This is a genomic window from Thalassospira sp. MCCC 1A01148, assembly GCF_001613795.1.
In the GTDB taxonomy this organism is placed as follows: Bacteria; Pseudomonadota; Alphaproteobacteria; order Rhodospirillales; family Thalassospiraceae; genus Thalassospira.
In genome coordinates, this window is the sequence record NZ_LPVZ01000020.1 from 1392456 (window position 1) to 1412267 (window position 19812).

Here is a 19812-nt window from a genome sequence, read left to right on the forward strand (position 1 = left end):
AGGCACCTTCCCCAAAACCCAAAAAAGTGGCGAAGCCCCCACGGATAGAGAGCTTCGCCAATTAAACCCGTGCGGGCGGCACGGGTTCGGGGGTTGAACCTTACAAGCTGGGTCGAAGAGCCTTTTTGGCGATTGGGATGCAAGTGCGCGCTTTGATACTGTTCCCGGCATTTCCGTGCGGCGTAGACACCGCAGCGCATCGTCCTTTTTTCCCGTTCGAACCCGCTTGAATTCATTTTATCTATAAAACGATGATTTCTATCCTAATTACGCCGCGATCCGGCGCTGAAATCAACGCAAAAATGAACTGCAAAAGTGAGTTTTGAGGAAAACCGATGAGTTAAGTGTATAACTAATTGATTTGTAGCGATATTTTTTATCTATAAAATTCGACCTGAGCACAATCTGACCGCACGGATTGTGCAAGGGCGACGCCAGTACACTCTGTATCGGGTGTCGATCGTTTCATTTTTGACGGAAAGCGGGCGTAAAAGAAGCTGGTTGGTGGCACCTCACCGTGCTTGGTGCGTGCCTGTGTCCATTATCGTGCCGGGTTTTTGCCGATCCATTTTACATGTCGGGCAAGGGTGGCGGCGGCAACGTCAATCTGATTGCTGCGGAGTGCCGCCAGGATTGCCCGGTGGTCCTGATCTGTCGGGGCTTCCCATTCCATCCGGAAGCCCGAAAACAGAAACCGCGCACTGGCGGCATGCAGATCATCAATGGTCGCAAGCAGGCGCGGCATGCCACATGGCTCAAGGATTACACGGTGAAAGGCCTTGTTGGCTTGTTCCCACGCCTGAACGTCGGCGGCGTTTTCACCTTCGCGGTTGTGCGCCTCTGCAAGGTCGAGAATATCCGGCGTCAGATTGGGGGCCGCGTTGCGAAGGGCAAGAACCTCAAGCGACGCACGCATTTCAGCAACCTCGCGGACCTCGGCAATGTCAAAACTTGCAACCCGAACCCCGCGGCGCGGTTCACTAACCGCAAGACCTTGTGCCTCCAGCCTGCGAAAGGCTTCGCGCACTGGAACATGACTGGCGCCGAATTCCTCTGCGAAATGGTCCTGACGTAGTTTCATGCCGGGTTCGAATTCGCCGGAAATAATCCGTTCTGCCAGTGCGCGGGTAATGCGGCCCGCGACCGTGGTGTCTGTGCTGCTTTTTTTCATGTTTTATAGATAATTTGTGCGCAAACGTTTGTCGACCAGATTGATGTGCAGCAATGTTGTGCGCTGCAATATACTCTAGAAGTATTGCAGTTCTCCACATCGCCTGCAGGGGCAAAGAGGCACCGTCATGATGGAACAGACTGCCAAACGCGATTTCCCTAAAATTGACCCGTCATTGCTGCGGACAGATCCGAAAACCGGTCTTGCACAGGATGAGGTAAAACACCGTGTCGAGCAGTTCGGTGAAAACCGTCTGAAAGACGGCCAAACCAGTGCGCTTAAAAAGCTTTTGTCATTCTTCTGGGGGCCAATCCCGTGGATGATCGAAGTTGCCGCCATTCTGTCGGCAGTTGTGCAGCATTGGTCAGACTTTGCCATCATCATGGTGATGCTGGTTTTGAATGCCGGGGTCGGGTTTTGGCAGGAATTCAAGGCCGACAATGCCATAGCAGCCCTCAAGCAGCGCCTTGCCCCTGATGCACGCGTGTTGCGGGATGGTGCATGGTCGGACCTTTCGGCACAGGGCCTGGTGCCCGGTGACATCATTCGCATCAAGCTTGGCGATATCATTCCCGCAGACTGCAAGCTGCTGTCAGGCGACTACTTGCGGGTTGATCAGTCGGCCCTGACCGGTGAATCGCTTGCGGTTGATATGAATGTGGGGGATGAGGTCTATTCTGGTGCCATTGCACGACAGGGGCAGATGACTGCTATGGTCATCGCGACCGGTATGGCGACGTATATCGGCAAAACGGCCAGTCTGGTCAAAGGCGCTGGCAAGAAATCCCATTTTCAACGTGCAGTCTTGCGCATTGGCAATTTCCTGATCCTGATCACGCTGGGCTTGATTGCCTTGATCATGACGGTCGCCCTGCATCGTGGTGATCCATTGATGGAGACCTTGCTATTTGCCCTGATCCTGGCGGTGGCGGCAATTCCGGTAGCCTTGCCAGCGGTCCTTTCGGTGACGCTGGCGGTCGGTGCCGAAAAACTTGCACGGATGAAGGCGATTGTATCAAGGCTGGTCTCGATTGAGGAACTGGCCGGGATGGACATCCTGTGTTCTGACAAGACCGGAACCTTGACGCAAAACCATTTAACCGTGGGAACGCCGGTTCTGATCGATGCCGACGATGAAGAAACACTTATCCGTGCTGCAGCACTGGCCTCGGAAGTCGACAGTCACGACCCGATTGATCGCGCAGTTTTTGCCATCCTAGGTGACCCGGCAAAGCTTGATGGGTATGACGTTTCCGCGTTCCGCCAGTTTGACCCGGTACGCAAGCGGGCCGAGGCGGAAGTAACCCACGACAGCAAGTCGATCATGGTGGCAAAGGGGGCGCCGCAGGCGGTTCTGGCGCTTCTGTGTGAGGATGAGGCATCCGATATCGAAAGTGTCGCAGCCTATCGCCCGGTGATGAACGCGATCAAAATCATGGCCGAGCATGGATACCGCGCCCTTGGCGTGGCGCAAACTGATCATGATGGCAATTGGCGCTTTCTGGGATTGCTGCCGCTGTTTGATCCACCGCGCGAGGATGCGGCGTCAACGGTTGCCGAACTGCGCCGCAATGGGGTCGATATCCGCATGATTACCGGCGATCACGAGGCGATTGGCCGTGAAGTCGCCGGTGAACTGGGATTGGGTCAAAACATCCTGCCGGCTGATACGATATTTGATCGCAACAATCAGGCACGCGATCCGGTCCTGATGGAGCGCGCAGATGGTTTTGCCCGTGTCTTTCCCGAACATAAATATGCGATTGTTCGCCAATTCCAGGATCGCGGCCATATTGTCGGCATGACCGGGGATGGGGTGAATGATGCGCCGGCACTTAAACAGGCCGATATCGGTATTGCGGTTTCAAATGCGACCGATGCGGCACGGGCAGCGGCCGATCTTGTCCTGACCGCGCCGGGCATTTCGGTGATAACAAGTGCGATTGAGGAATCCAGACGCATCTTCGAGCGCATGGGCAGTTACGCGACCTTTCGGATTTCCGAAACGATCCGCGTTTTGCTGTTCATGACGATTTCGATCCTGGTGTTTGATTTCTATCCGGTGACGGCGGTGATGATTGTGCTGCTGGCGTTGCTCAATGATTTCCCCATCATGATGATCGCCTATGACAATGCCGATGTTGCCCAACATCCGGTGCGTTGGGATATGGGCAATACGCTCACCATGGCGTCGCTTTTGGGGGCCATCGGGGTGGTTTCGTCATTTGTGTTGCTTTGGGTGTCGGAAACCTGGTTGCACCTGCCACCCGAAGAAGTTCAGACGTTGATTTTTCTCAAGCTTCTGGTGGCGGGGCATCTGACGATCTATCTCACCCGGCACAAGGGTTTCTTCTGGCAGAAGCCCTATCCCAACATGAAGCTGTTTCTCGCAACCGAGATCACCCAGATCATCGGGACGCTGGCGGCTGTCTATGGTTGGTTTGTGCCACCAATTGGCTGGTATCACGCGCTGGTGGTGTGGGGGTATGCGTTGTGCTGGTTTGTTGTGGCGGGCGTTATCAAGGTCTGGGTCTATCGCCTTCTGACCCACCGGCATCAAAGCCACCACAGCCATCTGACACGGGTTGAAGGATCCCTTCATCACGGTCGATAAGACGGAATTCAACAAACGAAAAGCCGGACCACCGGTCCGGCTTTATCAAAGCTTACATTGTGCCACCTATTCCGCAGCGATATCGCGATGTTCGTCAGGCATGTCGGCAAAGGCATCACGAAGCGCGTTTGACCACGCATCCGAAAGAGCACGAAAGCCCATATCATCCGCCTCGATCCGGCGGATCTCGGAAAACTGGCAGGTATCGTCGGGCAATACGGCCAGATCAAGCGGCATGCCGACTGACAGGTTGGAACGCAGCGTTGAATCCATCGACAGCAACACTGCCTTCACACCATCCTGGATCGGTGTGTCGGGGGTGATCACGCGATCAAGTATCGGCTTGCCGTATTTGTGTTCGCCAATCTGAAGATAGGGTGTGTCTGATGTGGCTTCGATGAAGTTCCCGGCCGCATAAACCAGAAACAGGCGCTGATCCCCACCCTTGCGCTGGCCGCCAATCATGATGGATGCAGCACTGCTTTCATGATGCTGTTCAAGGGTGTCATGGTATTTCAGCTGCACCTTTTGCATGGCTTCGCCGAACAGTTCCGCAACACGGAACATGCTTGGCGCGCTTAGGATGCAGTTTCCGGGCTTGGTGTCGGGATCATCAATGGCCTCAAACAGGGTGCTCATGACTGCCTGGGTGATGGCCAGATTGCCTGCCGAAAGTGCGACAATCGCCCGTTCACCGGGAACTTCCCAGGTAAACATCTTGCGATAGCGCGAAATGTTATCAAGGCCCGCATTGGTCCGCGTGTCCGAAAGGAAAACCATCCCTTCGTTCAGCATCAACCCGACACAGTAGGTCATCTTTTTGTCGCCCGACTATTGTTGTGATTGCGAAATGACGACTGTTACATCCAAATTTTCATTCGCGCCACCAGTATGTACGCCCCGCACAGGTGTGGCAACCTGTCCATCAAGACCGGAACCGAGCCGGATATAATTATCGGTCGGACAGCACTTGTTGGCCGGATCAAACCCCACCCAACCGAATTCTGGCAAATGCAATTCTGCCCATGCATGGGATGCCTCGTGCGGTTTGCCTTCGTGGTCGGCAAACAGGTATCCCGATACATAGCGGGCCGGAATGCCAAGGTGGCGGGCCGCGGAGATCAGTACATGGGCATGATCCTGACAAACACCCTTGCCATCGGCAATCGCATCAGCCGCCGTGGTATGGACGTGGGTTGCGCCGGGCGCATATTCAATGGCCTCTCCCACAGCCGCAGCCAGGGCATGCGCCAATTCCAGCGCCGAACCATCCTTGGTTTTCTTGGCAATCTTGTCGGCAAGCTTGCGGATGGCGGCACTTGATTTGGTCATTGGGGTGGATCGCAGGAACACGGCGGGAAATGCGCGTTCTTTGTGTCCGCGCAGGACACCGGCGGTATCGGTGGTTTCGACCTCGCCCTTAACGACGATTTCAATCGCCTCTACCGGGCCGTTTGAAGTCAAAGTGCTGATGATATCACCATTGCCATCAGTGAATTCCGACCCGATTGTGCACCCCTCAGCCGTGATCGACCAGTTGATGATTTTCTGGCCTTCAAACTCTGCCGGGGTCAGCTTCAGGCTTTGCACCGCATGATAGGCCGGACTTTCATAGCGATAGTGGGTTCTGTGTTCGACGTTCAAGCGCATCTTACTGCCCCCCGAAATGATATGCGTCGGCAATGGCATGCGACAGGATACGGTTCCGACCCTGAAAATCGGTCAGGAACTCATGTAGCCCGGTCGAGAAAATCTCATCCATGTCGCTTTGCGTGAGCAGGGAATATATCTCGACGGCCTGCCGGTGGACGCTGTGGCGTTGGCCGTAATGACGCGCCAGACGTTCAAGGTGTTGCGTGATCTGTTCGGCGCAATGTGCCAGTGACCGTGGGCTAAACGGATTGAGAATCAGGAAATGCGCAATCCGGTGCGGTGAGTAATCATCACGATAGACCCAGTGAAAAGCGCGCAGCGACGATGCCGCACGCAAGACCGTTGTCCATTGATAGTTATCAACACCATCGCCGACCATGCTGGTTTCCGGCAGCAAGACGTAATATTTGACATCAAGCAAGCGCGCAGTGTTGTCCGAACGTTCGATAAAGGTGCCCAGACGAATAAAGTCATACCCGTCATTACGCAAAATCGTGGAATCGGTAGCACCGCGGAACAGTGCGCCCTGCTTTTTGACCCAGTCGATGAATTCCGGCAGCTCATTCTTGGCCAGATTGTGCATCGACGGGCGACGAAGTTCCATCAGTGCGTTGTTCAGCGCTTCCCACATTTCCGCAGTGATCGCGGTACGCATGGCGCGTGCGTTTGCCCGGGCATATTCAAAACAGTTGAGGATGGATGACGGGTTATCCCGGTTAAAAATCAGGAAATTGGCGACTTCTTCCTGACGCAAGGGTGCATCGGGGTCATATCCTGCCGCACAGCCTGATGCTGACAGAACGGATTCCCATTCTGATCGGTTACCGCTTGCGGCGGCGGGCATCAGGGCCATGCGATAGCCCATCTCCATCAGGCGGGCCATGTTTTCGGCCCGTTCGACATATCTCGACAGCCAGAAAAGGTTGTCTGCGGTACGACTAAGCATTACTCAACCCTTTCCTTTAATCACTCATGATCCATGTGTCCTTGACCCCGCCGCCTTGCGACGAGTTCACGACAAGTGAGCCTTCACGCATCGCGACACGGGTCAATCCACCCGGCGTCAGGCGCACATTGTCGCCAACAAGGCAGAAAGGCCGGAAATCAACGTGGCGCGGGGCAATGCCGCTTTCAACAAAGGTCGGGCAGGCCGACAGAGACAATGTTGGCTGCGCGATGAAATCGCCAGGATCGGCTTCGATCCGTTTGGCGTAGGCGGCCTGTTCTTCCTTGGTTGATGCTGGCCCGACCAGCATGCCATAGCCCCCTGAGCCGTGGACTTCCTTGACCACCAGTTCGCCCAGATGTTCGAGAACGTATTTCAGGTCATCAGGCTTGCCGCATTTCCATGTCGGCACGTTATTGAGGATCGGCTCTTGCCCCAGATAGAAGCGGATCATATCGGGTACATAGGTGTAAACCGCCTTGTCATCGGCGACACCGGCCCCCGGTGCAGAACAGATCGCAACCCCACCCGAACGATAGACATTCATCAAACCGGGAATACCCAGCACCGAATCGCTTTTGAAGCAAAGTGGGTCGATATAGGCATCATCAATGCGGCGATAAATCACGTCAACCCGGGCCGGACCGCGCGTGGTGCGCATATAGACCCGGTCTTCATGAACAAACAGGTCCTGACCTTCGACCAGCTCAACACCCATCTGGTCGGCAAGGAAGGAATGTTCGTAATACGCACTGTTCATCGCACCCGGGGTAAGAACCACAATGTTCGGTTCACGGTCACATTTGCGCGGCGCGATGCTTTTAAGCGTTTTCAGCAGCATGTCCGGATAGCTTTCGACCGGCTCGATCCGAAGGTTTTTGAACAGGTCCGGGAACATGCGCATCATGATTTCGCGATTTTCAAGCATGTAGGACACACCTGATGGCGTACGACAGTTATCCTCCAGAACATAAAATTCTTCGGGGCCCGTACGCACAATATCAACACCGACAATGTGGCTATAGACATTGCGCGGCGGATCAATACCGATCACGGCCGGTTCGAACGCCTCGTTGCGAAACACAAGATCCGCCGGGACAATGCCCGCCTTGATGATTTCGGCATTGTGGTAGACGTCATAGAGAAACGCGTTCAGGGCACGGGCACGCTGTTTGACACCGCGATCAAGCTTGCGCCATTCCTGAGATGTGAAAATGCGGGGAATCAGATCAAAGGGAATAAGCCGTTCGGGATCTCCACCCTCGCCATAAACGGCAAACGTAATTCCAATCTTGCGAAACAGGGTTTCGGCTTCAAGGCGCTTTTGTTCGAGAACCTCGGGACCGTTTGCTTCCATCCAGTCAACCAAAGCGCGATAAGGTTCGCGGATTTGGTCGCCCATTCTCATCTCGTTGAACATGCATACTCCCGTTTATTACCCTTTGATTAAAGGGTGCCGGGCGGGCAAGGGTCAAGGATGTTGACGGTTGAAATGACAGATTTTTCAGCAAACTACTGATCTGATGAAAAAATAAACTTGATGATTAGAGCGTTTGTGCAAAAAACGGGCGGACTTTACATCCGCCCGATCCCGATCATGCTTTTGCCGGGCGCAACACATGGGTGTGATCTGCGGCGTAAAGCCTAGAGTCGGTGAAATCCTTGCGACCGAACACCTCGCCGACCATGATCAGCGCCGTACGCGTGATACCGCTGCCCTTGACCTTGGCACGGATGTCACCAAGCGTGCCGAATATGTATTTCTGGTCCGGCCAGGTTGCGCGATAGGCAATCACAACCGGGCAATCTTCGCCATAATACGGCGTCAGATCGCGCACGACATTGGCGAGGTTATTGATCGACAAATGGACCGCCAGCGTTGCGCGCGATTTGCCAAGTTCCTTAAGGCTCTCGCCGTCCGGCATGCTTGATGAACGCATGGCTGTCCGGGTCAGAATCACCGTCTGGGACACATCTGGCAGTGTCAGTTCTGCCCCGATCTCAGCAGCGGTCGCGGCATAGGCCGAAACGCCCGGTGTGATGTCATAGGGAACGCCTAGATCGTCCAGACGGCGGATCTGTTCGGCAATTGCGCCATAGATTGACGGATCACCGGAATGAACGCGTGCAACATCCTGTCCCTTGGCGTGGGCGGCCTCGATCTCGGCCATGATTTCATCAAGGTTCATCGGGGCTGTATCAACGACATGCGCGCCTTCCGGGGCGGCAGTCACGATTTCCTCGGGTACGAGGGATCCGGCATAAAGACAGACCGGGCATTTTTCGATCAGGCGCAAGCCGCGCACGGTGATCAGGTCCGGGGCACCGGGACCGGCGCCAATAAAATGAACAGTCATTATTCTGCCCCGCCTTTCTTGGAAGTGTCGTTTTTGGAAGTGTCAGTGCTGCTGTGAACCGGTGCCTTGGCGGCATCCGGGCCCTTTTTGGCGTAGCCGCGCGGGGTATAGACCCATTCGTTCTCACCACGTGTGATGTGGCGGCTGTTGCTTGATCCGACCAATACGGTGGTCAGCATATCCACCATATCGACTTCTAGTTTCGAAAGTGGAACGACTGTGATTTCCTCATCCGGGCGGCCAAGCTGACGACCCAGAACCACCGGGGTGTCGTCATTGCGATGTTCAAGCAGGATATCGCGGGCCTTGGCCAGAAGATCGCGGCGCCGCTTGGAGACCGGGTTATAGAAGGCAATCACGAAATCGCCCTCGGCCGCTGATTTCAGGCGGCGCAGGATATCCTCGCGCGGGGTCAGAAGGTCAGACAGCGAAATCGCACAGAAATCATGGCCCAGTGGCGCGCCGATGCGCGCGGCTGCTGCCTGAAGGGCGGAAATACCCGGTGACACCTGCACCGCGACCCTGTTCCAATCCGTGCGATCTTCGCGATCCAGCAACTCAAACACCAGGGTTGCCAGCGCATAGATACCCGCATCCCCCGATCCGATCAGGGCGACGTCCTTGCCAGTCGCTGCCAGTTCCAGCGCATGACGCGCACGGGCTTCTTCGGCGCCCAGATCGGAATGGTGGCAGTGTTTGCCATCGATAAGCGGCCCCAGAAGATCAAGATACATCTGATAGCCGACAATATCGGTGGCCCGACCGATCAGGGCGGTGGCTTCCGGGCTGCGCCAGCCGATCTGGCCTGGCCCGATTCCCACAATCGAAAGTCTGCCCTGAGCAGTTCCGATGTTTTCCGGGATGATGTCATCCTGTGACAGGGCAACGGCACAGGTGGATTTTTTGGTCTTGTGTTTTGGCACAATCAGCTTGCCGGTGGCTCCAACCGTTGCCAGCGCTGCGCCTTCGGCAACGCCATGGCAGCCGGTTTCGGCAAAGACGACGTCAGACGGGCTGACAAGGCGGTCTGCCTCAGCCTCAAGGGTGGTGGCGTCAAAGAACCTTGCAGGCACACCAAGACGGTTTGCCAGTTCGTGTACGGCGGCTTCATCGGCCTTGAGATCAATCGAACTGACACAGGCAATGGCCTTGGGACTCAGGCATTGTCCGGCCAGTGTTTCCATCACAAGATCATAAAGATCGTCCACCGGACAGCCGCGTTCACAGCCGACACCCAATGCCAGAACCGGCGGGTGATAGGTGATTGCAGTTTCCGGTCCGGCATCGCTGGTATCGGATTCATCGGTTGCGCGCGCGGTGGCGGTAATCACGACACTGCCGTCATCAGATTGGGCAATCGCACTGTTGGTCAGCCACGCAGCTGATCCGGCCTCGATCTCAAGGCGGGCAGACGCACCGGCCAGCAGTGCAGCGGTTGCTGGTTTAACGGTGTCGGGTGTGCCCAGTTTCCAGCCTGCCGGTGGTTCATCAAGGGCCAATCCCAGCATCGCATCGCCCGGTGTGGTGATGGCGGCAAAGCCACCCAGCCGATCTGCCAGATCGCGCGCCAGCCGGTTACCCCCGTGATGCCCGCCCAGAAGCGGGATAAAGGTGTCGCCGGATTCATCGACGGCAATCACGGCTGCGTCCTGCCACTTTCCGCTGAGAAGCGGGGCAAGCGCACGGATCAGAATGCCCGATGCGCACACACCAATGATGACATGTCCGGTCGAAAAAGTTTGTTGCAGATGTGCAATGGTATCGTCAAAGGCCAAATCAACGTCGCGGGTGGAAACACGTGTACGCAGGCCATGGACGGTCGCACCCTGCAGGCTGGATGCGATCTTGCGGGCAGTCGGAAGCGCGCGCTGTGTCAGGCAGACCACCGCAATCGGGGCAATCGGATCGGTCGGCAATACGGGATTGTTATTGTTGTGTTGGGCGGTCATCGCCATGCGTCTCCGCGACGGTGGATCAGGATCATGGAAAAGTACGGGGCCTTTGCATCACTTGGCAAATCGCCAAGCGGGACCATTTTCTGGGTTTCAAGTGTCGCACGCTCGATATAGCGCGCCCGATCAGTCAGGCCCAGCTCATCAATCACGTCACGGACCTTCGCGAAATGACGGCCCAGTTTTATGATTGCCGCCGCATCGGTTTTGGCCAGTTGTTCGCGCAGGCGGTCGGCATCAAGCGGGCCGGGAATGACTTGCAGCACATCGTTCTTGGCAGCCAGCGGCGCGCCAAGCTGGGCTGCACAGGCCATCATCGAACTGACGCCCGGCACGGTTTTGACCGGGTATCCGGCCTCGGCCAGTCGGCCAAACAGATACATGAAGCTGCCATAAAAGAACGGGTCACCCTCGCACAGCACAGCAACGGTTTTGCCATCTGCCAGATGCTTGCCGATCTCAAGTGCAGCGGCGTCATAGACCGGATCGGCGGGTTTGCCCATTTCAATGCGAATGGCGATTTCAATGCGGCCTTCCGGGATGTGCGGATCTACGATCTGTCGTGCAAGGCTGACGCCATCTTCCAGGGCTGGATAGGCGATGACATCGGCCTTTTGCAGAACGTTATAGGCCTTGAGCGTGATCAGGTCCGGCTCGCCCGGTCCGATGCCAAGCCCATAGGCCGTTCCGGCCACCGTAAGGGGCGTTGCGGGACGTTCCGCACTGCTCATGCTTTTACTCCAAGGTAATGGGTGACCGGGGCCAGATTGCTCCAACCCTTGAAGCCGCCGCGCGGCACCAGCCGGGAAACCGACAGGCGCGTCAGGCTGCCACCGTTTTTATTGTAAAACCGTAATAATTTTTCTTCGCCTTCGAGTGTCACGGTGTTGGCGACCAGCCGACCATGACGCGGTAGCAAATCCCAACAGGTATCAAGCAGACCATCAATGGTGATCCCGCCACCGATGAAAATGGCGTCGGGTTTTGGCAGGCGATCGGCAAAGGCCAATGCCTCTTCAATCGATTTCTGCTCGACTGCCAGGGTTGGTACGCCAAGGCGAATGGCGTTTTTTTGTATCAGGGCGCAGCGTTCAGCGTCGCGTTCAATCGCAACCGCCAGACCGCCCATGCGTTTCCATTCAATTGATATGGATCCACATCCAGCCCCCAGATCCCAAAGCACGCCACCCTTGAACGGGGCGAGCGAAGAAAGCGTTTGCGCGCGGATCTCGGATTTCGTGATCATGCCGTCATGGACAAAGGCATCATCAGGAAGACCGGGGCCCTTGGGCAGTGGTTTGGCGTTTGGTCCGGCTTCCAGATCAATCATGATCAGGTTGAGCGGATCAATCGGTTTGATATCGGGCATGGATGTTGCCCGTGCCTGCCATGTTTGTGCGGTTTGGGTGGTAATGCGTTCTTCCGGGCCACCAAGCCGTTCGCATACCGACATACGGCTTTGATCAAAACCGGCCTCACACAGCATGACAGCAACCAGAGCCGGGGTTGATCCATCAGCACTCAGCGCGATCAGCTTGCCATGCGGGCGCAAATGGGCGCGCAGGCTTTCCGGATCGCGGCCATGCAGGGTAATGACGTCACAATCCGCAAGTGGCCAGCCAAGGCGCGAGGCCGCCAGTGAAATACTCGAAGGTGCCGGGATTGCATGAACCGGTTCGGTCCCGAAATAGTTGATCAGTGTATTGCCAACACCGAAATACATCGGATCCCCACTGGCCAGAACCACCGGGTTCTGGTCAAGGCAATCCTCAATCAGGGGCAGGTTGGCCTCAAACGGGGTGATCCACTTGTTCCGGGTCGCGGTGTTGGTGCCGGGCAGCATGGCGATATGGCGCGTGCCGCCAAAGATGATACTGGCTTTTTCAAGGATCTGGCGGGCAAGCGGCGATAGTCCATCATACCCGTCCTCGCCAATACCAATAACCGTTATCCGGCCCTTGATCGGGGATTGTTCATTCATGACAACCCGCCTTTCTTGCGCTCAAGCGTACCGTCGGGTGTGGAGTCATCGTCACGTGCCATGCGCGCCAATGCATTGACTGTGGCCGCGGTCACCGCACTGCCGCCAAACCGGCCACGCAGCGTGACAAAAGGAATGCCGTTTGCGTGTGCAATCAGGGCTTCCTTGCTTTCGGCCGCACCAACAAACCCGACGGGCATACCAATGATCACGGCAGGCTTGGCCATGCGGCCGTCATGGATGGCTTCAAGCAAATGGAAAAGTGCGGTCGGGGCATTGCCAATGGCGATTATTGCGCCTTCGATATGATCACTCCAGCCTTCGACAGCAGCGGCAGACCGCGTGGTTGCCAGCTTGGCCGCAAGACCATGTGTGTCGCCGTCATTCAAGGTGCACAACACCTCGTTTTCGGTGGGCAAAAGTCGGGAAATGATGCCATGGCGGACCATTTCCGCATCACACAAGATGGGCTTTCCGGCCCGGAGTGCTGCGGTTGCGGTGCCGGCAACATCCCCGCCAAAGGCAATCTGGTCAGCCATTTCAACCATGCCACAGGCATGAATAATGCGTATGGCGATCGGGCGTTCATCCTCTGAAAAGCGCGCAAGCTCTGCCTCCGCCTCGATGGTCGCAAAGCTTTTGGCATAGATTTCCTGCGGGTCACGCAGATAGTCAAACATTGCCGCGCCTTTCAGGGGACAGGGATCGACCGGTCAGGAACCGGTCGGTTTCTTCGCATCGTCGTGATCAAGGGCGTGGCTGTGCCCGTGATCATGGCCATGACCGTGATTGTGATGCCCATGGCTGTGGCCATGATGGTGGTGGTGCCCATGATCATGGCTATGCCCGTCGGTGCCGATGCCCATTACATGGTGATGGTGGCCGACCTGCGGGGTGCCGACATCGCCTTCATAGCCAATGATTTGCTCGCGATACTTGCAAAGCTGGCAGTTCATGTTGTTGTCGCCGGTATCAATTTCGGCCAGACGTTCGGCAAAGCTTTCAAGCACCATCGGATGATCCTTGAGGTAACCTGCCTTGATGAATTCAACATCGCCAAATTCAGCCGCAACTTCATCGGTGTGGGAATAGATGCGGTCAATCAGAATGCCGGCAAACAGGAAATACGGGAACACGACAACGCGCTTGTAGCCAAGCTTCATGGCTTCGCGCAGGCCCGCGTTGACGCGCGGGTGGGCAACACCGGAATAGCTGATTTCGGTGCGGCCAAAACCCATGCCTTCCTGCAGCATGCGCGCGACCTTGTAAACGTTGGAGTTGGCGTCCGGATCGTTGGTCCCGCGCCCCACGACCATCAACAGGGTGTCTTCACGTGAAACGCTGTCATCAACCCCGACAAGAGCTTCTTCGATCCGTTGCTTCGCTGCCATCAGAAGTTTGGGATCAATGGCAAGATCACGGCCAAACAGAACCTCGATATCCGGGTTTTCATGGGCGAAATTGTTCACTTCGCTCGGCAGGTCGTTTTTGACGTGACCGGCGGCAAACAGCATGCCTGGCAGGGCATAAATCTTCTTGTGGCCCATGGCTTTGAGCTTTTCAAAGCCATCACGCAGGATCGGGTGGGCAAATTCGAGAAAGCCGCTTTCGACATCGTATTCGGCCAGGTGGGTTTGTTTCATCGCTTCAACCATCGCGTTGAACTGTGAAACCGCGCGCTCGTCGCGCGAACCGTGACCGCAAATCATTACTGCGCCTTTGGGGGACATAAAAGGCTGCTCCTTTGTCTCTCTCAGATGGTGTAATTCGCAAGGCATTTTTGCCATGCGGTACCCGATGCCACCCCCGTTTTCACCGATTGGCCTGCGGAATGCAAGCGGCAGCTACGCCAAGATGATGTGCAAGGGGTCTGGGTGATGAAAATACTACTTATTGTGGGCCGGTAATGGCCGGGTATCGAAGATGTTGTGGGGCGGTGATCAGACTTTCTTTTTTGTTGCCGGTTTTGTCGTCAGGTCCAGTAGGTGTCGGGACCGTGGTTTGCCTTACGCAGTTCAGGACAGGCAGGATTAATCATGAAATTGTATGATAAAATAAAATTTTGTATGAAATATTTCTAGCAAACCGAAAACCTGATGGCAAATTCTCTGCTGTGACCGGCACTTAACCCAACTCGCCGTCATTCTGATTGACGCCCTGGCGATCACCGCGCACATTGCGGCAATGGAACCGACATTTACCGATTTTCTGATCCCGGAACCTGCGTTTTTCGGGCCGCTTTTTACCATGCTGGTGCTGGCGCTGGTGTTGGACGCGGTGTTTGGTGACTTCCCATGGCTGTTTTCGCGGATCGGACACCCCGTCGTCTGGGTCGGCAATCTGATCGCGTGGTTCGAAAGACGCCTGAACCGCCCAGATCGCAGCAATGCCGATCGGTTACTTCGTGGGACTGTTACCAGTCTGGCTGTCATTGCCGTTGCGGCCGCAGCTGGTGGCCTGGTTCAGTTTGTTTCCTCAATTGGCGACGTTTTCAGGGCACCAGAAGTTTTTTTGGTCGCGGTTTTGATTGCACAAAAGGGCCTTTATCAACACGTAAAGGCTGTATCGGCTGCGCTCAAGAAAGATGGCATTGCTGGCGGCCGCAAAGCGGTTTCAATGATTGTCGGACGCAATCCCGATACGCTTGATGAGGCCGGGGTCAGCCGGGCAGCGATTGAAAGCTGTGCTGAAAACTTTTCTGACGGGGTGGTCGCCCCGCTGTTCTGGTATGTGGTTGGCGGGCCGATTGGTATTTGCGCCTACAAGGCGATCAACACGCTTGATTCGATGATTGGTCATCGCAACCAGCGCTATCTTTATTTCGGGCGCTTCGCCGCGCGCCTTGATGATGTCGCGAACTTTATCCCCGCACGACTTGCCGGGGGCGTAATTTGTCTTGCCGCATTCATCGGGGGTAAAACCAGTGGCAAGGCTGCCTGGAAGACCATGCTGTCGGATGCCAAAAAACACAAATCCCCCAATGCCGGGTGGCAGGAAGCCGCCTTTGCCGGGGCACTTGAAATCGCCCTTGCCGGACCGCGCCAATATGGCAGCGAAGTGGTTGATGATCCCTATATCGGCAGTGGTCGCGGCGATCTTGCCGCAAGCGATATCGACCGTGCATTGCGGCTTTTCACCACATCGTGTCTGATCAACGGTGCCTGGCCAGTTATTCTTAAAGTGATCTGGGTCGGATTATGAGTGCCGGTCAACGCGCCAATGAAATTCCGTTGGGCTGTGAGTTCCTTGAAGGCATCCTGCAAAACCGGACCAACCAAATCATTCTTGATCGGTTTTCAGTTTTCGGGATTGAAGACTGGTGGCTGACCGCCGGATGTATTGCCCAAACCATCTGAAACTCAAGGCCAATCGCGTCCCGGAATCTGATATTGCCGACTATGATCTTTTTTATTTTGATCCCGATACGACATGGTCTTCAGAAGATCGTGTGATCGTACAAGGGGCTGAATTGTTTTCCGATGTCGCGGCCGCGGTTGAAATCCGCAATCAGGCGCGTGTGCCGATCTGGTATCCGGAAAAATTCGGTGTGCCGTATGGTGCGGTAAGTGCTGCCAGTGACGGGATTGATCGCTTTGCCTATCAGACAAGTGCGATTGGCGTGCGCAAGGATGCGGACAAAGACGGTATTGATGCCTATCGCATATATGCACCATTTGGTCTGTCGGCCGTGATGGAAGGTCGGGTTATCCCAAACACGGCTCTACCGGTAAAAACGGTCTATGAGGCCAAGGTTGCCCGGTGGCAAACAATCTGGCCGGATCTGATGATCTCGCCCTGGCCGGAAAAGAACGGTTTGGGGCACGATGATTAATCGTTGCCCTTGTTCATCCGGGCGATGGTCGATGTGGTGGAAAAGCCGTCTTCAAGATTGGCCAGAACCACTTTGCCGCCATAGGCCTGAACGATTTCGGCCCCAACAACCTTATCAATGGTGTAATCCGCGCCCTTGACCAGAATGTCTGGCTTGATCGCCGAGATCAGTTCAATCGGCGTGTCCTCACCAAAGATCACCACCCCACTGACGGTTTCAAGCGATCCGAGCACGGCCGCACGTGCGGCTTCGGATTGAACCGGTCGTGCGTCACCCTTGAGGCGTTTGACCGACGCGTCGGAATTCAGCCCGACGATCAAACGGTCGCAACTTGCGCTTGCCTGTTTGAGCAGGCTGAGATGCCCCGGATGCAGCAGATCAAAGCAGCCATTGGTAAAGCCGACTGTGTATCCCTTGCGCCGCCAGCGTTCTGCACGATCAACCATGCGATCAAGCGGCATCAGTTTCGCTTCCCCGATCATCAGGTCATGATGATGCAGGGTGGAAATGAGCTCGTCAGGGTAAACAACTGCGGTCCCGATCTTGCCAACCACGATCCCTGCGGCAACATTGGCAATGCGTGCGGCATCGGCAAGGCTTGATCCTGCTGCCACAGCTGATGCAAGGCAGGCCACCACCGTGTCGCCAGCGCCGGAAACGTCAAAGACTTCGCGCGCTTCGGTTGGCAGATGCAAAGCCTCGCCATCTTTGGTGACAAGGGTCATGCCATCCTGGCTGCGGGTAAGCAGAACGTTTTCTATGCCGCATTCAGTGATAATCTTGGTCGCGGCGGCGACAGCATCTTCGTCGCTATTTACGGCAATACCGGTTGCGGCTTCGGCTTCTGCGCGGTTCGGTGTGACCACCGTTGCCCCGCGATAGATACTGTAATCACTACCTTTGGGGTCGACAATGATCGGCTTGCCCGCGCTACGCGCTGCTTCGATTGCAGCGGCCACGACATCGGCATGCAAGACACCCTTGCCGTAGTCAGACAGGATGATCGCCGCGACATCCGGTGCCAGTTGCCCTGCCAAAGCGGACAGGTTGCTGATGGTGGCTGGCGCGATGTCGCCGGTCGTTTCATTATCAGATCGCAACAATTGCTGCCCGCCCGCGATATAGCGGGTTTTGATCGTTGTCGGACGGTTGCGCTCGGTCTGGATATAGGGCTCAACGCCTTTGTCATGTGCGACATATTCCATGACTTCCCGACCGGGCAGATCATCCCCAACAAGCGACAGGAACTGAACGGATGCGCCAAGGGCCGTGGCATTGCGTGTGACGTTGCCCGCCCCGCCCAGCATTGCACTTTCGCGCTCAACCCGGATGACCGGAATGGGGGCTTCGGGCGAGATGCGCGTGACTGATCCATAAACAAACCGGTCAAGCATGACATCACCAATGCACAGGACCTTGGCGTCGGTCAGTTGTTCAACCTGTTGGGCCAGATGGCTAAGATCGGTCATGGTCGCAATTCTTTATTCTGTCAGAGTATTGAGGCGACTTTGGCAGTCTGCCAGTTATTTTTTCGTCAGGCCAAGCGTGTGTTCAAGGGCGCCGACCAACATCTGGCCAATCTGGATATGCATTTCCTGAATGCGCGCGGTGGTGTTGCTGGGAACGATCATCAGCGGGTCGCACAGACCAACCATGTCGCCACCTGTCTTGCCAGTCCAGCCGGTTGCAATCAGACCCATTTCCCTGGCCTTTGCCAGACCAAGATTGACGTTCTTGCTGTTACCGGATGTTGAAATGCCAATTGCAACGTCATCGGGGTTCCCAAGCGCCTCGATCTGACGTGAAAACAGGTGATCAAACCCGAAATCATTGCCGATCGCGGTCAGGGCAGAGCTATCGGTGGTCAGTGCGATTGCCGGAAGCGCGCGACGGTCATTGATATAGCGGACCGTGAATTCGGTGGCGATATGCTGCGCGTCGGCAGCCGACCCACCATTGCCAAAGAACAGCAGTTTATTGCCGTCATTAAGCGCATCGGTGCAAATCTCGACCAGTTCGATAAAGGCATCGCGCGTGGCTTCGCGAGTCTTGTTGACCAGATCAAGATGCTCGTCAAACTCACTGTCGAAAAAGGCTTTAATATCCATGGGTAATTCAGGTCCTGCTCGCTAAGTCGTCTCAGCCGTGTGTTGCAATCAGATCACGGAAATATTCAATAGTTGATCCGAGGCCAGCTTCAAGTTTCACGGTCGGTTCCCAGCCATCAAGACTTTTGCGCGCAAAGGTAATGTCGGGTTTGCGCTGCAGCGGGTCATCCGCCGGAAGGTCCTTGAAGATCAGCTTGGACTTGGCACCGGTCATTTCGATCACACGTTCGGCCAGTTCGCGAATAGTGATTTCATGCGGATTGCCAAGGTTTATCGGGCCAGTAATGGTCTTGTCGGTCGCCATCAGGCGCACAAAGCCCTCAATCAGATCCGTGTAGAAGCAGAACGAGCGGGTTTGCTCGCCATTGCCATAAATCGTGATGTCCTCGCCATGCAGCGCCTGAATGATAAAATTCGATACAACCCTGCCATCCTGCGGATGCATGCGCGGGCCATAGGTATTGAAGATCCGGGCGACCTTGATGTCCAGGCCATGCTGGCGATGGTAATCAAAGAACAGCGTCTCCGCGCAACGCTTGCCTTCATCATAGCAGGCGCGCGGGCCAATCGGGTTGACGTTGCCACGGTAATCTTCGGTCTGTGGATGGACTTCCGGATCGCCATAAACTTCGCTGGTTGAAGCCTGGAAAATCTTTGCGCCAACACGTTTGGCAAGGCCAAGCATATTGATCGCACCATGCACGCTGGTTTTCGTGGTCTGGACCGGATCATGTTGATAATGGATCGGTGATGCCGGGCAGGCGAGATTGTAGATCTCGTCTACCTCAAGATAGAGCGGAAAGGTAACGTCGTGGCGCATCAACTCGAAATGCGGCTTGTCGAGGAGATGAACGATGTTGTCCTTGGTGCCGGTAAAGAAATTGTCGACGCATAAAACATCGTTGCCTTCTTCAAGCAGGCGTTCACATAAATGAGAACCAAGGAAACCTGCGCCACCGGTTACCAAAACGCGCTTGCGTCGCCACATATCGTCTTTAACCTTATCGCTCTGATATCAAAACGGGCTGAAACTAGCAGCTTGGTTGGTGGAAAGCTACGACTTATCTATTGGTCGACATGTCTGAAATTGCCCGATATTCGCGTTTGGTTTCAATATCCATGAATGCTAAATACATAACCTGTTAATGGACCGGCGTTATCGTGGTTCGGGCAGATTAGCGGCTGTTACTCCGTCAAA

Annotated in this window: 18 protein-coding genes; 4 read left to right on the forward strand and 14 right to left on the reverse strand. The window is 55.6% G+C overall.

Annotated features, from left to right (window positions below; all coding sequences use genetic code 11):
• Positions 1 to 541: 541 nt before the first annotated feature.
• Positions 542 to 1171 carry a GntR family transcriptional regulator gene (locus AUQ43_RS15915; protein ID WP_062957158.1) on the reverse strand — a complete coding sequence of 210 codons (630 nt, stop codon included), beginning with the start codon at positions 1169 to 1171 and terminating at the stop codon, positions 542 to 544.
• 127 nt (positions 1172 to 1298) lie between these two features.
• Between AUQ43_RS15915 and AUQ43_RS15920 the strand changes: the two genes are divergently transcribed.
• Positions 1299 to 3785 carry a plasma-membrane proton-efflux P-type ATPase gene (locus AUQ43_RS15920; protein ID WP_232310702.1) on the forward strand — a complete coding sequence of 829 codons (2487 nt, stop codon included), beginning with the start codon at positions 1299 to 1301 and terminating at the stop codon, positions 3783 to 3785.
• A 66-nt stretch (positions 3786 to 3851) separates the two neighbouring features.
• Here the strand turns inward: AUQ43_RS15920 and AUQ43_RS15925 are convergent, their stop codons facing one another.
• The 10 genes from AUQ43_RS15925 to AUQ43_RS15970 all read right to left on the reverse strand — a co-directional run bounded on the left by AUQ43_RS15925 (position 3852) and on the right by AUQ43_RS15970 (position 14404).
• Positions 3852 to 4601, reverse strand: coding sequence for a hypothetical protein (locus AUQ43_RS15925; RefSeq protein ID WP_062957159.1), 750 nt, complete (start codon positions 4599 to 4601; stop codon positions 3852 to 3854).
• A gap of 15 nt (positions 4602 to 4616) precedes the next feature.
• Positions 4617 to 5435, reverse strand: coding sequence for a transglutaminase family protein (locus AUQ43_RS15930; RefSeq protein WP_062957160.1), 819 nt, complete (start codon positions 5433 to 5435; stop codon positions 4617 to 4619).
• Between the two features lies 1 nt (position 5436).
• Entirely contained in the window at positions 5437 to 6384 is a 948-nt protein-coding gene (locus AUQ43_RS15935) for an alpha-E domain-containing protein (RefSeq protein ID WP_062957161.1), read from the reverse strand.
• A 16-nt stretch (positions 6385 to 6400) separates the two neighbouring features.
• The gene (locus AUQ43_RS15940; RefSeq protein ID WP_062957162.1) at positions 6401 to 7804 is read right to left on the reverse strand and encodes a circularly permuted type 2 ATP-grasp protein; all 1404 of its coding nucleotides are present in this window, start codon (positions 7802 to 7804) and stop codon (positions 6401 to 6403) included.
• A 175-nt stretch (positions 7805 to 7979) separates the two neighbouring features.
• Entirely contained in the window at positions 7980 to 8741 is a 762-nt protein-coding gene (gene cobM, locus AUQ43_RS15945; protein ID WP_062957163.1) for a precorrin-4 C(11)-methyltransferase, read from the reverse strand.
• Positions 8741 to 10690, reverse strand: coding sequence for a precorrin-3B C(17)-methyltransferase (cobJ, locus tag AUQ43_RS15950; RefSeq protein ID WP_309471150.1), 1950 nt, complete (start codon positions 10688 to 10690; stop codon positions 8741 to 8743). Before cobJ ends, cobM begins: the two co-directional genes overlap by 1 nt.
• Positions 10687 to 11424 carry a precorrin-2 C(20)-methyltransferase gene (cobI, locus tag AUQ43_RS15955; protein ID WP_062957165.1) on the reverse strand — a complete coding sequence of 246 codons (738 nt, stop codon included), beginning with the start codon at positions 11422 to 11424 and terminating at the stop codon, positions 10687 to 10689. Before cobI ends, cobJ begins: the two co-directional genes overlap by 4 nt.
• On the reverse strand, positions 11421 to 12674 hold the full coding sequence (locus AUQ43_RS15960; RefSeq protein WP_062957166.1) for a bifunctional cobalt-precorrin-7 (C(5))-methyltransferase/cobalt-precorrin-6B (C(15))-methyltransferase: 1254 nt from the start codon (positions 12672 to 12674) through the stop codon (positions 11421 to 11423). Before AUQ43_RS15960 ends, cobI begins: the two co-directional genes overlap by 4 nt.
• Complete coding sequence (locus AUQ43_RS15965; RefSeq protein WP_062957167.1) at positions 12671 to 13354, reverse strand: precorrin-8X methylmutase; 684 nt, start codon at positions 13352 to 13354, stop codon at positions 12671 to 12673. Before AUQ43_RS15965 ends, AUQ43_RS15960 begins: the two co-directional genes overlap by 4 nt.
• Before the next feature lie 33 nt (positions 13355 to 13387).
• A complete protein-coding gene (locus tag AUQ43_RS15970) occupies positions 13388 to 14404 on the reverse strand; it encodes a sirohydrochlorin chelatase (protein WP_062957168.1) in 1017 nt (338 codons plus the stop codon).
• Positions 14405 to 14858: 454 nt separating this feature from the next.
• On the opposite strand from AUQ43_RS15970, the gene cbiB reads away from it, so the two are divergent.
• From cbiB to AUQ43_RS15980, 3 genes are read left to right on the forward strand one after another with little or no spacing between them, the layout of a single operon-like run.
• Positions 14859 to 15875 (forward strand): adenosylcobinamide-phosphate synthase CbiB, encoded by a 1017-nt coding sequence (gene cbiB / locus AUQ43_RS15975; protein WP_232310703.1) that lies wholly within the window; start codon positions 14859 to 14861, stop codon positions 15873 to 15875.
• Entirely contained in the window at positions 15872 to 16030 is a 159-nt protein-coding gene (locus tag AUQ43_RS20590; protein WP_232310704.1) for a hypothetical protein, read from the forward strand. Before cbiB ends, AUQ43_RS20590 begins: the two co-directional genes overlap by 4 nt.
• Positions 15994 to 16506 (forward strand): nucleotidyltransferase family protein, encoded by a 513-nt coding sequence (locus AUQ43_RS15980; protein ID WP_232310705.1) that lies wholly within the window; start codon positions 15994 to 15996, stop codon positions 16504 to 16506. The genes AUQ43_RS20590 and AUQ43_RS15980 overlap by 37 nt, the downstream gene beginning before the upstream one ends.
• On the opposite strand, the gene rfaE1 is transcribed toward AUQ43_RS15980, so the two are convergent.
• The 3 genes from rfaE1 to AUQ43_RS15995 are packed head-to-tail and all read right to left on the reverse strand — an operon-like array spanning position 16503 to position 19602.
• A complete protein-coding gene (rfaE1, locus tag AUQ43_RS15985) occupies positions 16503 to 17975 on the reverse strand; it encodes a D-glycero-beta-D-manno-heptose-7-phosphate kinase (RefSeq protein ID WP_062957169.1) in 1473 nt (490 codons plus the stop codon). The two genes, AUQ43_RS15980 and rfaE1, sit on opposite strands and share 4 nt — an antisense overlap.
• A gap of 54 nt (positions 17976 to 18029) precedes the next feature.
• Positions 18030 to 18614 (reverse strand): D-sedoheptulose 7-phosphate isomerase, encoded by a 585-nt coding sequence (locus AUQ43_RS15990; protein ID WP_062957170.1) that lies wholly within the window; start codon positions 18612 to 18614, stop codon positions 18030 to 18032.
• Between the two features lie 31 nt (positions 18615 to 18645).
• Positions 18646 to 19602, reverse strand: a complete 957-nt coding sequence (locus AUQ43_RS15995; RefSeq protein WP_062957171.1) for a UDP-glucuronic acid decarboxylase family protein — start codon at positions 19600 to 19602, stop codon at positions 18646 to 18648.
• Between the last annotated feature and the right edge of the window lie 210 nt (positions 19603 to 19812).